Annotated in this window: 10 protein-coding genes and 1 tRNA gene; 6 read left to right on the top strand and 5 right to left on the bottom strand. The window is 34.3% G+C overall.

The features are described 5' to 3' along the window. The first annotated feature begins 117 nt into the window (after positions 1-117). The 5 genes from FHR29_RS15325 to FHR29_RS15305 all read left to right on the top strand — a co-directional run bounded on the left by FHR29_RS15325 (position 118) and on the right by FHR29_RS15305 (position 5,571). A complete protein-coding gene (locus tag FHR29_RS15325) occupies positions 118-2,694 on the top strand; it encodes a phosphoenolpyruvate carboxylase (protein ID WP_132772039.1) in 2,577 nt (858 codons plus the stop codon). A gap of 73 nt (positions 2,695-2,767) precedes the next feature. Beyond that, a complete protein-coding gene (locus FHR29_RS15320; RefSeq protein ID WP_132772038.1) occupies positions 2,768-3,319 on the top strand; it encodes a hypothetical protein in 552 nt (183 codons plus the stop codon). Positions 3,320-3,335: 16 nt separating this feature from the next. Then, the gene (locus FHR29_RS15315; protein WP_183915605.1) at positions 3,336-4,346 is read left to right on the top strand and encodes a Gfo/Idh/MocA family oxidoreductase; all 1,011 of its coding nucleotides are present in this window, start codon (positions 3,336-3,338) and stop codon (positions 4,344-4,346) included. Positions 4,347-4,520: 174 nt separating this feature from the next. Next, complete coding sequence (locus FHR29_RS15310; RefSeq protein ID WP_183915603.1) at positions 4,521-5,399, top strand: exopolyphosphatase; 879 nt, start codon at positions 4,521-4,523, stop codon at positions 5,397-5,399. 88 nt (positions 5,400-5,487) lie between these two features. Further along, positions 5,488-5,571: transfer RNA gene (locus FHR29_RS15305), tRNA-Leu, on the top strand. 49 nt (positions 5,572-5,620) lie between these two features. Here the strand turns inward: FHR29_RS15305 and FHR29_RS15300 are convergent. The 4 genes from FHR29_RS15300 to FHR29_RS15285 form a co-directional block, all read right to left on the bottom strand. Continuing rightward, positions 5,621-6,415, bottom strand: coding sequence for a (Fe-S)-binding protein (locus FHR29_RS15300; RefSeq protein ID WP_132844127.1), 795 nt, complete (start codon positions 6,413-6,415; stop codon positions 5,621-5,623). A 22-nt stretch (positions 6,416-6,437) separates the two neighbouring features. Continuing rightward, positions 6,438-7,736 carry a (Fe-S)-binding protein gene (locus tag FHR29_RS15295; protein WP_132772034.1) on the bottom strand — a complete coding sequence of 433 codons (1,299 nt, stop codon included), beginning with the start codon at positions 7,734-7,736 and terminating at the stop codon, positions 6,438-6,440. A gap of 619 nt (positions 7,737-8,355) precedes the next feature. After that, positions 8,356-8,922, bottom strand: a complete 567-nt coding sequence (locus FHR29_RS15290; RefSeq protein ID WP_031287178.1) for an OmpH family outer membrane protein — start codon at positions 8,920-8,922, stop codon at positions 8,356-8,358. A gap of 117 nt (positions 8,923-9,039) precedes the next feature. After that, positions 9,040-9,573, bottom strand: coding sequence for an OmpH family outer membrane protein (locus tag FHR29_RS15285; protein WP_132844073.1), 534 nt, complete (start codon positions 9,571-9,573; stop codon positions 9,040-9,042). A 671-nt stretch (positions 9,574-10,244) separates the two neighbouring features. On the opposite strand from FHR29_RS15285, the gene FHR29_RS15280 reads away from it, so the two are divergent. Then, complete coding sequence (locus FHR29_RS15280) at positions 10,245-11,228, top strand: hypothetical protein (RefSeq protein WP_183915602.1); 984 nt, start codon at positions 10,245-10,247, stop codon at positions 11,226-11,228. 482 nt (positions 11,229-11,710) lie between these two features. Here the strand turns inward: FHR29_RS15280 and bamA are convergent, their stop codons facing one another. Next, on the bottom strand, positions 11,711-14,278 hold the full coding sequence (bamA, locus tag FHR29_RS15275) for an outer membrane protein assembly factor BamA (RefSeq protein ID WP_183915600.1): 2,568 nt from the start codon (positions 14,276-14,278) through the stop codon (positions 11,711-11,713). Between the last annotated feature and the right edge of the window lie 53 nt (positions 14,279-14,331).

Raw genomic sequence — 14,331 nt, 5'->3', positions numbered from 1 at the left:
AATGTTATTATTATCTATTTTTCATTTAAATGATTATTTGAATATTAATTTTATATATTTGAATGTTTGATCTTATTCAAACATTCTCCATTAACGACAATTTGTTTTTTCTATAATATGAAATTGAGTACAAAAGAAGCCGTTTTTCAAAACGAAGTTTTGACGCGATTTGAACTTTTTAAAAGTCTATTTTTAACACTGCCCTTCCAGCAAGTGAAGGATACTGGTACCTTGTTACCTTTTTTTGCCCAACATTGTGAGAAGGGTGTTGAGAAACATCAAACTCCAGAGGAAATTATCAATTCTTTCTTTGTGCAGCATGAGCTTTATTCGGATGAACAAACTCAGGTCGATCTATTATTTCGATTTGTGCAATATATAGAAAGACAGGTGGTTCTTTTTGATGCTATTGAAGATTCTTCATTTAAAGCGATCGGCAAGACTGATCAATCTTCACAGCTTGGGTCTTTAATTAAATCTTCTGAAATAAATCCGGAATTAAAGCGTAAGATAGTTGGTAAATTGAAAGATTTTTCGGTTCGTCTTGTGTTAACGGCTCATCCAACTCAGTTTTATCCTGGGACTGTTCTATCGATTATCAATGATTTAATTGGAGCGATTAAGGAGAATGATATTCACAATATTCATTTATTATTACAACAGTTAGGTAAAACACCATTTATTAATAACAATAAGCCAACTCCAGTTGATGAAGCTATTAGTTTAGCTTGGTTTTTGGAAAATGTTTTTTACAAGGTTGCTTCTGAAATCCAGACATATATTGATGATGAGCTAGGTATAGAGACGGAAGAGGTTAGGCAATTGATTGAACTGGGTTTCTGGCCGGGGGGAGATCGTGACGGTAACCCTAATGTAAGTGCTGAAAGTACTAAAAAGGTAGCGACACTTTTAAGGACAATCTTATTTCGCTGTTATTATAGGGATTTTAGAGTTGTAAAACGTCGCATTACATTTAGAGGGGTTGAAAAATATATGGATAATCTGCAGGAACTGTTTTATGAAAATAGTTTTAACCCTGTTGAGAATCCTGTTGATGAAACAGCACAGATTGTTGAAAATCTAAAAGCTATTCAAGTTGTGCTTAAAGAGGACCATAATAATCTTTTTGTTGAGATTGTTGACGATTTGTTACGCAAAGTAATGACCTTCGGTTGTTTCTTTACCACGCTTGATATTCGTCAGGACAGTAGTATTCTGACTCAAACTTTTGAATATATCATTAAGAAATATCCGGAAGAAACTGGTATTTCAGCTGATTTCTCATCGTTATCTGAAGTAGATAAACAGACTGCTATTGATTTTAAAGAGTTAGATCTAGCGTTTGATGAAGAGGCTACCGCATTGGAAGTTGATACTTTACAAGTTATTCGTTTACTGAAAGATATTCAAAAATCAGGATCTGAGCGTGCTGCACAGCGATTTATCATCAGTAATTGTCAGCAAGCGAGCGATATTTTGGGATTACGACAGTTATTTCTCTGGTCTGGCTGGAAGAAAGATACTTTAACTATTGATTTTGTACCTCTATTTGAAACTGTTGATGATTTGACGCGTGCTGCTGATGTGATGAAATCACTTTATACGAATAAGGAGTATGCCAAGCATCTTAAATTGAGAGGAAATAAGCAAACAATTATGCTTGGTTATTCTGACAGTACTAAAGACGGTGGTTATTTGATGGCTAACTGGTCTATTTATAGTGCTAAAATTGAATTAACCGCTATTGCTCGAGAATATGATGTGGATCTCGTATTTTTTGATGGTCGTGGTGGTCCGCCTGCGAGAGGTGGGGGTAAAACGCAACGTTTCTATGCATCAATGGGGGAAGAAATTGCTAATGATCATATTCAATTAACTATTCAGGGACAAACTATAAGTAGTCAATACGGTTCTCTAGATACAGCACGATTTAATATCGAACAATTACTTCATGCTGGGATTATTTCAGATCTTAAACAAAGGTCGGGTGATACTTTAACGCCGCATCAGAAAGGTATTGTGGATAAATTGGCAGATCTCAGCTATAATAAGTTTATGGATTTACGTAAGAATCCTTTATTCTTAAGCTATTTAGAAAATTTATCACCTTTAAAAGCGCTTTCCTCTATCAATATCAGTAGTCGTCCAGTTAAAAGAAATTCGGATAAGGAGCTGAAGCTTAAAGACCTTCGTGCTATCAGTTTCGTAACTGCCTGGAGTCAATTGAAACAAAATATACCCGGTTTTTATGGTGTCGGTACAGCATTGAAATGGGCGGAACAAAATAATCTTTGGAAAGATGTTCAACAGTTATATTTATCTTCTGGTTTCTTTCAGACTTTAATTGATAACTGTATGATGTCCATGACCAAATCGAACTTTGATATTACTTCTTATATGCAATATGATGAGAAATATGGCGAGTTTTGGAAGATGTTGCATGCCGAGTTTTTAATTACCAAAGAGTATTTGTTAAAATTGAGCAATACATCGAAATTAATGGAAAATTACCCTATTGATCGTGAATCCATATTGGCACGTGAGAATATTGTGTTGCCATTATTAATTATTCAACACTATGCTATCAAGGTAATCAATGAGGGTAAATTGGATGAAAAGAAGCGAGAAGCTTATGCTAAATTAATTGCCAGAACAATTTATGGGGTTGTTAATGCCGGTAGAAATGTGGCATAAAGTTCAACTCTTTTTTAATTAGAGTTTTGAACCCCGTTTATTTTATTATTTTTGTGCTGTTAATATAATTGATATGAAATTTAATAAGTTATTTGTAGCGGTAGCAGTTTGTGGAAGTTCTTTATTAGCTTCTTGTAACTACCAAACAGGTTTGGATAACCAATATAAAAATTCGCGTGCTTCTTTGGCTGATGGTGATGCTTATGCCATGTTTAAGTTTGTGGGTGAGCAAGGGAACTATTTGATGAATTTGGCGAAATTTGCTGAGTCAAAATCTACTTCTGCAGAGACGAAAGCTTTATCTGCAAAAATTCAAGAGTCGTATAGTACTATTCTTCCGCAGTTGGATTCATTAGCATTGAGCCTTCATGTTAATGATGCGATGAGAGGTGTTCCTGCTTTTCAAGCTCCAGTTGCTTTAGGTGCGGACAGTACTGCAGCATTTAATGATAAAGCTTATACTCATCTTGTTGCTGAGATTCAAGCTGAAGTAAATAAAAAATTGACGAAAGAGTCTCACAATACAAATGCTGCTGTTAATCACTTTTCACATGAGAGCTTAGAAAAACTTCAAGAGGTTTATAAACTTGCTGGTGGTAAAGTAGATGAGCATGCACATCACTAAATAAAATCTTATTTTAATGACTGTAAATAAAATAATTACAGGTGTTTTGTCGTATGGAATGTCCGGAAGGGTATTCCATACGCCATTTATAGCCAATAGTGATCGCTTTGAATTGCGGGCAGTTGTAGAGCGATCAACTAAAAAAGCACAATTAGATTATCCTTCGATTATCAGTTATGATAGTGTTGAGGAGCTTCTCGCAGATGATGCAATTGAACTTGTCATTATCAATACACCAAACGATACCCATGTTTCTTTAGCTAAGCAGGCTTTGCTGGCAGGAAAACATGTTCTGATTGAAAAGCCATTTGCGCCTACGGTATCAGAAGCAAAGGAATTATTTGATTTGGGACGAAAGGTTGGAAAGTTTGTGTTACCTTATCATAACAGAAGATTTGATTCGGATTTTAATTCGCTAAAATCTGTTTTGGAATGTGGTAAAGTTGGTGAACCTGTTGAACTTCATTTACGATTTGATCGTTATCGAGCTGAGATTGGACAGAAGGTCTTTAAAGAAACTAAGCGTCCTGCCGCAGGAATTTTGTTCGATCTGGGATCTCACTTACTGGACCAGGTGATCTCTTTATTTGGCAAGCCATTAACTGCTGTCAAAAGAACATCTATACATCGTAAAGATTCTGAGGTTGATGATTTTGCTACACTTCTATTGACTTTTGATCATGGTCTTACCGTATTTATCACGGTCAGTATGTTGGTCTTAGAATCACAGTACAGCTTTCTGCTCCATGGTACACAAGGAACCTTTGTTAAGGATCGTACTGACGTGCAAGAGAATCAACTGATTGATGGTATTAGTCCTATTGATGAGCATTATGGAGAAGAGAATGAACATGCTGAAGGATTGCTTACTTACTTAGAGCAGGGTAATATGGTCTCAGAACGATTAAAAGCTTTAAAAGGTAATTATATGCTGTTGTTTGATGCTGTTTACGATCAAATAAGAAACGATAAGGCTTATTTTGTTACGGAAGAACAGATTTATTGGCAATTGGAAATTTTGGAATAACCGACTTAGTGTTAAATTATTATCTTGTTCATAATTATTTAACACTAATTTCACTTCGTCTTCATTTATTATTTATATTTTCGAAACAATTAAAGAAGGCTTATTGTGAAGGAGTATTTTATCCATTCTCAGTAAGAAATCAATTTCATTTTTATTTACTTTAAATGTATTAATGTGAGGTATGCTGCGATAGATATCGGCTCCAATGCGGTTAGACTTTTAATTGCTGATATTGTTCAAGAAAAAGAAGGTTTTTCTTTTAAAAAGAATACGCTACTAAGGGTGCCGTTGCGTCTTGGTGATGACGCTTTCATCCATCAAAAATTATCGCCTAAAAAAGCGGATAATTTAGTAAAGACTATGCGTGCATTTCGTGAACTGATGGATGTGTATAATGTTGAAGATTATATGGCATGTGCTACATCGGCGATGCGTGATGTAACCAACGGTTCTGAGGTTGTGAAAAGGGTAAGTGAAATTGGTATTGATATCGCTATTATTGATGGAACCAAAGAAGCTGAGATAATTTACAATAGCCATCTGGAAGCGAAGATGGATATGGATAAAGTTTATTTGTATATCGATGTTGGCGGTGGAAGTACTGAATTATCGTTGTTTGCAAATGCCAAATTGGTGAATTCTAAATCTTTTAATTTAGGAACAATCCGTATTTTGGATAACAAAGATGAACAGGAGACCTGGGATGACCTTAAGGAATGGGTAACCACTAATACAAAAATGTATAAGCAGGTGTACGGTATAGGAACGGGCGGTAATATCAATAAGCTTTCCCGCTTGGCAAATGAAAAAGGTGATAAGCCTATTTCTTATGCAAAATTGAAGGCTCTTTATCATTATCTAACTTCGTATTCTTTAAAAGAACGCATTACTTTATTGGGATTAAATGATGATCGTGCCGACGTCATTATCCCAGCGACAGAAATTTTCATGACTATCATGAAGTATGGACACTTGAAGCAGATTATGGTACCTCGCGTAGGATTAGTTGACGGGGTTATCCATACTTTGATAAAAAAGAATTTGCTAAAATAAGAGGTAAAAATAAAAATGAATATACAGGTAAAAAATACTTGTAGAATTTAAAAAAACGTTTAAATTTGCGATACCATTTTGAAATTAGGCCCAGGTGGCGAAATTGGTAGACGCACCATCTTGAGGGGGTGGCGCCTGTATGGGTGTGGCAGTTCGAATCTGCTTCTGGGTACATCATATTGATGATAAAAAAAGGTCTGGATATTTTTCCAGACCTTTTTTTATATTCGATTAGCTCGTACCGTTATTTCGGCGATATCTAATACTTCTATTTCCGTTTCTTTGTCTTTAATTTTGACTCCATCTTTAAGCATAGTCATGCAGAATGGACAGGCGGCGGCAACAATCGTAGCTTGGCTGTCGATTACTTCCTCTATGCGCTCTATATTGACGTCTTTTGTGCCTTTCTCAGGTTCTTTAAACATTTGCCCGCCACCAGCTCCACAGCATAGTCCATTGCTTTTACATCTTTTTAATTCGATTAATTGTGCATCTAGACTTTCCAGTACTTTTCTGGGTGCTTCGTAAACTTCATTGGCACGCCCTAAGTAGCAGGGATCATGGTAAGTGATCTTTTTGCCTTGAAAAATATGACCGTCTGCAGGTTTCAGTTTTCCTTCATCAATTAGACTTTGAATCAATTGCGTGTGATGAATCAGTTCGTAGTTCCCCCCAAGTGCAGGATACTCGTTTTTAAGGGTGTTAAAACAATGGGGGCATGCTGTTACTATTTTTTTTACTTCATAGCCATCTAATACCTGAATATTCATCATGGCCTGCATTTGAAATAGAAATTCATTGCCAGCACGTTTTGCTGGATCACCGGTACAACTTTCTTCTGTTCCCAATATCGCGTATTTGATTCCGACATGCTGTAGGATACGGCAAATATCTCGGGTTATCTTTTGAGCCCTTTCATCAAAACTTCCGGCACAACCTACCCAAAATAGAATATCTGCTGTTTCACCTTTAGCCACTAACTCGGCCATCGTTGGGACGTGTAATTCTTTTTCCATCTTTATCGTTTTATAAAAAGCATTATTGTTGAGAAGTCCAGTTTGCACGATCCATTTGTGAATATTTCCAAGGTGCACCGTTATTTTCTACATTTCCAAACATTGTATTAATGCTTGCAGGTGCTTGTGATTCTTCCATCACAGAGAACCTTCTCAATTCAATAATTATTTCAAGGGGATTGATATTCACTGGACATTGCTCTACACATGCATTACAGCTTGTGCAGGCCCATAATTCTTCACGAGTTATATAAGTGTCTAATAAAGATTTTTGATCATCTACAAAGCTTCCATTGGCTTTAATATTTTTTCCGACTTCATCTAGACGATCGCGTGTGTCCATCATGATTTTTCTTGGAGATAGCAATTTGCCTGTTATATTTGCGGGACAAGAGGATGTGCATCGTCCGCATTCTGTACAGGTGTAGGCATCCAATAAGTTTTTCCATGTTAAATCCTGAACATCTTTTGCACCAAAACGAATAGGTTGATCTGATACAGGAGGGGTGAAGGTTGGATCTAACATCGCTTTTACCTCATTGGTTACACTTTCCATATTCGTTAATTCTCCCTTGGGTTTTAAATTCGAAAAATAGGTGTTCGGGAATGCCAGCAAAATGTGCAGGTGTTTTGAATAGGGTAAATAATTAAGAAAAGCTAATACTCCAAGAATGTGGAACCACCAGCAGATCCGCTCAATCAATATCAGAGCAGATGGATCGGAAGGTAGGAATGAAATTATATATTGACTGATTGGAAATGAGCCGGCAATAATATAATGTGATTCGCCATAGAGCTGTAATTTTTGATCTGCGGCATTCATTAATAAAAACGCTGTCATTAACAGAATTTCTGTAATCAGAATAAGGTTTGCATCTGTTTTTGGCCAATTCTTTAATTCTGGGCTATTGAGGCGCTTTAAGTGAAGGACATTTCTGCGAATAAAGAAAATGATACAGCCCAACAGAACACCAAAAGCTAACCATTCGAATGAGGCAATCAAGAAATTATAAAATCCTCCTAAAAATGATAAAAAACGATGGGTACCAAATATGCCGTCTACTACGATCTCAATCATCTCTATATTGATAATACAAAAACCGATATAAACGAAAAGGTGAAGTATTGCGGGAATAATCCGCTTAAACATTTTTTTTTGACCAAATGCAACCAAAAGCATGGTTTTAAAACGTTCGGCAGGTTTGTCATTTCGATTAAGCGCTCTTCCTATTTTTATATTTTTATAAATCTGCCTAGCATTTTTTGCAAACAGAATAATTGCGCTAACAAAGCATAATGTAAATATAAGTTGGTTAATCATATCTTTTTATCACTGTATACACAAATATAATATAAATAATATATTATGCATGCATAATATATTATTTAGAATTTTTAAAAATTAATGACTTTTTTGAATAAATAAGTTTGGCATTGTGGTTTGGAGGTAGGGCTGGGGTGTGTATTCAATTCTGACGATAGATATATTGTGTTAAGCAATCTTTATGATGGTATTTACTATTTTCAGTTTGCTATTGCTTATTAGCTACAAATGGTAAGGTAAGGTAAGGTAAGGTAAGGTAAGGTAAGGTAAGGTAAGGTAAGGTAAGGTAAGGTAAGGTAAGGTAAGGTAAGGTAAGGTAAGGTAAGGTAAGGTAAGGTAAGGTAAGGTAAGGTAAGGTAAGGTAAGGTAAGGTAAGGTAAGGTAAGGTAAGGTAAGGTAAGGTAAGGTAAGGTAAGGTAAGGTAAGGTAAGGTAAGGTAAGGTAAGGTAAGGTAAGGTAAGGTAAGGTAAGGTAAGGTAAGGTAAGGTAAGGTAAGGTAAGGTAAGGTAAGGTAAGGTAAGGTAAGGTAAGGTAAGGTAAGGTAATAAAAAAAACAGCAGACCTTGAAGGGACTGCTGTTTTTTTATAACCTGAATTTATTTCAGGATTTAATTAATTATTTTTTTGCTGGAGTTGCAGGAGCAGCTGTTGCAGAAATACCTAATTTTGTTTTTAAAGCAGGTGTTAAATCATCTCCGCCTTGGAAATAAGGAATGTTTGTGCTTGAGATATCAAAAACATAAGCAAATCCTTTTTCTTTAGATACAGCAGTAAGTGCATCTGATACTTTTCTATGAATAGGAGAAATCAACTCTTCTTCTTTTTTGTTTAATTCTTCTTGAGCAACACGTTGGTTTTCGTTGATACGAGTTTCAATATCGCGTAGTTCAGTACCTAATTTTTGTAATTCAACATCAACAGTCTCTTTGTTTGCTTCGCTTCTGTTACGTGCTTTATCATTTGCTTCTTTTTGTTTCGTTTGATACATCGCATACATATCTTGAAGCTCTTTTGTTTTTCCGTCGCTTAAAGTTTTCAATTGGCCTTCCGCTGTTTTGAATTCTGGTGTTGCCTGAATTACTTCAGCTAAATTAACGTGACCAATTTTTTGTTGTGCCTGAGCTAACTGAGTAGCGAAAATAACTGCTACAAATGCAATAGCACCTTTAAATAAATTTCTCATTCTTTTCATTTTAATCTTAAATCGTCTCTTCAAATTATAATGAGACAAATTTTTGTGTTTCTAATTTAATACTTACTACTACTGGTATTTGTTCTCGCAATATTAATAAACTAATATTTAGTTTGCAAGTGCTGAATTAGGTTTTAATCCTAATTTAATAATGACGTCATTACTTTTATCCAATTTTGGATTTGCATATAGGAATGTTACTTCTTGACCTCTATCTAATACAAGATCGAATCCTTGTGATTGCGCTACATCTTGAATTGCTTTAGACACGCGTTGTTGTATAGGTTGAACCAGTTGCTGACGCTGTTTAAATAACTCGCCTTCAAAACCAAATTTTTGTTTTTGATAATCTTTTACTTCTTTTTCTTTTTTCACGATTTCATCTTCGCGACGTCTGCGCATATCTTCATTTAGTAAAACTTGATCATTCTGATAAGCTTTATACATTTTTTCTATTTCAGCATATTGTTGATCTACCTCTTGTTGCCATTTTTGAGAAAGATCATCTAACTGTTTTTGTGCGGCTGTATATTCAGGGATATGCTTTAAAATATATTCTGAATTAACATAGGCAAAATTTTGTGCAAAAGTAGCTGATATGGTAACTACGACAAATGCTATTACTAAAACTATTTTTTTCATATTCTCTGAAAGTTTTATAGACTATAATATATTATTTAACACTAATTTACTTTAAGACCATGGATAAACCCAATAGTTTAATTTGGGGAAATCATCTCCAGTAAACTTACTGCCCAAAAATAATAAAAAAGAAGCAATCTATGCGATATTTTTCGGGTTTAACACTATTTAACTTGTTTGTCCTTTTTCCTTCTTGTTATGAGTAGTATAGATTCTAGTGATTAATGATCAAATTAATATATTGTTGCTTATTTGTGAAATTTTGTTAGCCTATCTGATTGTTGATTTCTTTTTTAAATAGCAAAATAAATTTTTTATATAAATAATTCTTTTTTCTTATTGTGTATTGAAAGTTATTGATGATTTATTTTCTCTATGCGTATCATGTGTAGTTTATTTGTTTGATTTTATGGTTTAAATTCTTTTTATTTAATTTTTTATTCATTAATAACGTTATTTTAAATTTTTTTATAAATGTTTCTTAATTTTTTTAAATCATTTGTTTCTTTAAATTATTTTTATAAATTTGCATTATCTTTTAAAGTATATATATTTTTACTTAGCTTTAAATATCTTTATTTTGATGTAATAATTCTTTTATATTTATTATTTAACTAAAACATTACCATAAATAATTTCTAACAATATAATATAAATTTTAAATAATTTTAATGAAAAATTCTGCAAAAATGATGCTATGTTTAGGAGCATCTGTTAGTTTGTTTGCTTGTAGCAAAAAAGAGGAAAAGATCGGTTTAGATAGTGGTAGCAATCCTGAAAAGATAGAAATGAATAATTTGGGAATGTTGAAATTTGAAAGCGACCAAGTGTTTAAACTTACTTTGGCAAAGTTTGATGAAATTGATCCTAAACAATTGGAACAAAATATTAAAGACATTTCTAAAAAATTCGTTAGCTATCGTGCCGATACATTGGATGATAATAAAAACCCATGGGATTTTGATCCAACCTTATCTAGGGTATTAAGTAAAGATGGAGCTGTTCAGGTTGGTGATAGCGTCTATTTCTTTACACAGAAAACTGATTATAAAATAGCCATTACTGATAAAGATTTATTGGATAAAGCCATTTTATCAAAGGATTTTAGTAGCAACAAGGTTGCGAAGCAAACAGTAGTTTATACGACATTTTCTGAAAATGATGATCTGGTTAAGAAATCTGGGACGAGTACAAGCAACTATAACGGATCATATCAAATTAGCACTCCGGAAGTTACTACCGGAGGAAGACCTGAAAGGGCTACGATTACGCTAGATGAGAGAAAAGGTAATGCTGGAATTCGATTTAATGCTGTTATTTATGGTCAGGCTTATAGAAAAGGAGGGCTTTTTGGTGCAAAAAAATGGAGAGAAGATGAGATTAATGATCTTATCTATGATATGATCCGAGGGAAAAGTTCAGCACGAGCAACCTTTGAAGGGCCTTTTTATAACTTGCGAAGATTAGGACAATATGAAACGAAGTTTTTTAGTACTGATGGACCATTGATTAACAATTACGTTCCAGTGGAATATTTAGATGTTGACTTGAAAACGATCAAAAAAAACAGCAACTCAGCAATTTATTCGGTTAAAATTCTAATTGATAAATATGCAAATGGACAGCGATATTTAAGAGTGACTACTAGTTGGTAAGAGTCTAATTTCAATTTTATACTTCTATTGTAAAGAGGTATTCTGAATTCAGGATACCTCTTTTTTAATTACTATATTTCTCTTTTTGTAAGATCTATATTCTTTGTTGAATAATTGAAATTATTAAGAGTTTATCTTTATTATCCTTCTTTAAGAGAAATCCTTTATTATAGCACTGTTCTATCTTTTACTTTTTTTTCGTCTATGAATTTTGTGAATCTTTAAAAGCATAATACAGGCTTAAGATTAATATCAATTTTTTTATAAAATATGAGCTTGAAAAACAGTTTCTTTACTAAGAAATGCATTTTATACTTTTGGAGTAGAGGATAAATAAGTGTCGCGACCATCTTAACTCTTTGCGTGTTTGAACCAAGCTTCTCGACTTTTTAAGAAATTGGTGGTAAAAGGAAAGGCTTTCACAATGGTGAAAGCCTTTCCTTTTATTTTGATAGTACCTGAGGGTTGGATTAATCCAGCGATTAAAACCCGCCCATATTTTGCATGATACTGAATGTGAAATTTTGTTTCCACTGGCTACTTTGTAAACCTGGGATCGGATCAAATGCGTGACCGTAATCGATACCTAGCATACCAAATATAGGTAAGAAGATACGTGCACCAACACCTGCTGCGCGTCTTACTTTAAATGGATTGTATTCAGAGAATTTGTTCCAAGTATTACCAGCTTCAGCAAAAGCTAATACAAAGACTGTTGCTTGTTCATTTAACATGACAGGATGTCTCAATTCCATTTGATACTTGGTGTAAATTGGACTACCTGAACGCATAGCGATATTAACGTTTTGTGTCCCTTCTGGAATAATGGAACCATTTGCATACCCACGCATTGCTATGATTTCAGATCCCTGTAGGAAATCAAATCCTTGCATACCGTCACCACCTAGTTTGAAGCGCTCAAATGTAGAGATTCCTGTTTTGTTGGAGTAACTACCTAAGAAACCGAACTGTGCCTGTGCTTTGAATACCAATTTACCAGCAATCTTTGCATACCATTGTGAATCAAATTTCCATTTGTGGTATTCAGTCCATTTGTATTTAACTTCCGGTGCAGATGTTTCATAGTTAATTTTGTTAAACAATGAATATGGAGGCGTAAGTTGTACTGAAAACTTTAGATTGGACCCTGAAGTAGGGTAAATCGGTGCATCAATTGTATTACGGCTGATTTCCTGTGTTAGGTTAATGTTGTATGCAGTACCGTTGTCAAACAAGAAATAGTTTGAATAATTCTGCAATTTGTAACGTTGGAACGAAAGGGAAGTATTTACCTGGAACCAGTTGTCTGGCCATTGCACACGCTTACCTAATGTTGCGGTAACACCAGTCATCCAGATACGGTTAAGATCTGAATCTTTTACCATCTGCTCTCCAGTGTACATGTTAAAACCACCATAAGAAGAACTAGATGTATAGGCGCTAAGACCAAAATAAATTGGTTTTTTACCACCTAACCAAGGTTCTGAGAATGAGAAACTATAAGATTGGTAACGTTTACCTGAAGTTTGTCCACGAACACTCAATTTTTGTCCATCACCGCGCGGTAGTGGTTTCCAAGAGCTCTTATCAAAGAAGTTACTTGTCGAGAAGTTATTGAAAGTTAAACCTAAGGTACCTATAATTTGTCCAGCACCGTAACCACCTGATAGTTCAACTTGATCGGAAGGTTTTTCTGTAACGTTATAAACGATATCTACTGTTCCTTCCGCATGGTTAATATTTTCTGGAACTGGATTTGTTTTCTGTTCATCAAAATTACCCAACTGTGCAATTTCACGAACAGAAGTCATGATAGCTTCTTTTGAAAATTTTTGACCTGGTTTTGTACGAATAGATCTTAATACTACGCGATCATTTGTCACGTCATTTCCTTTCACTATAATATTGTTGATGGTGAACTGTGCACCTTCATATACGCGCAAATTTAAATCAATTGTATCGTTATAAATACGCGTTTGTTCAGGATCAATTGAGAATGTCAAATAACCATCATTCATATACAGAGAAGAAATATCATCACTATTTCTGCCTCCACCCATCAATTTAGTCGTTAATTTTTCTTCACTAAAAATATCACCTTTACGGATTCCTAAGATTCTATTTAGGACTGTGTCTGTATATTTTGCGTTTCCTGACCATTTAATATTACCAACATAATATTTAGGGCCTTCGTACACATCAATATTGACTAAGACATTTTTATCATCAACTTTAATTACGGAATCTTGGATAATTTCGGCATCGCGGAAACCTTTGTTTTGCATTTTCGCAACTAAAGTTTCTTTTGCTTCTTTATATTTTTCTTCTTTGAATTTTCCAGGTCCAAAAATACGGAACCAAGCTTTTTGCTTAACACCTTTTAAGTTCTTACGAAGCTGTTTTTGTGTGAATTCCTTATTTCCGGTAAATGTTATCTTTTTAACACGAACTTTATTTTTACGGTCAACATCAGCAATTAATATCTCGTTATTAGCTTGAGTAGTATCTTTAATAGTACTAATCTTAATTTCTGGATATAAATAAGCTTTCTCTCTTAAAAAACGTTGAATTGTATTGCGTGTTGTATTGATCAAGTTTTCATTGACAACTTTACCTGCGTTATCTTTTAATCTTTTACGAACTTCCTCTGTTTGACTTTTACTTAAACCGTTAATGTCTATACGGGTTAATCGAGGTCTTTCGTTAACACGAATGTTTAGAAAAATAGTTTCACCTTCTATTTTTTCAGCCCATAATTGGACATCATCAAAAAGTCCTTGTGCCATCATCACTTTCACGACATTTGATGTGGCCTCACTAGGAACTTCAATATATTGGCCAACGACAAGTTTGGAGATGGTAATTAATACATTGTTGTCAAGATGCTGCGTTCCCGAAACAGTAACACCACCAATAATATAGTCTTTAGGGGATAAATAACTTATCTGGTCGGGGTCATTCAGGTTTATAGCAGTTCCATTCACTTGAGCTTGTGCGAATTGTGGTTGGGTACATGCTAAAAATAATATAACAAATAGTATGCGCTTCATTTATAAATTTTTATTGATGCTAAAGTACACCAATCAGTTGTTAATTTTTGTTA

It is taken from the genome of Sphingobacterium sp. JUb56, assembly GCF_014191365.1.
Taxonomy (GTDB): Bacteria; Bacteroidota; Bacteroidia; order Sphingobacteriales; family Sphingobacteriaceae; genus Sphingobacterium; species Sphingobacterium anhuiense.
This window is presented reverse-complemented; position numbering and strand designations above follow the sequence as displayed.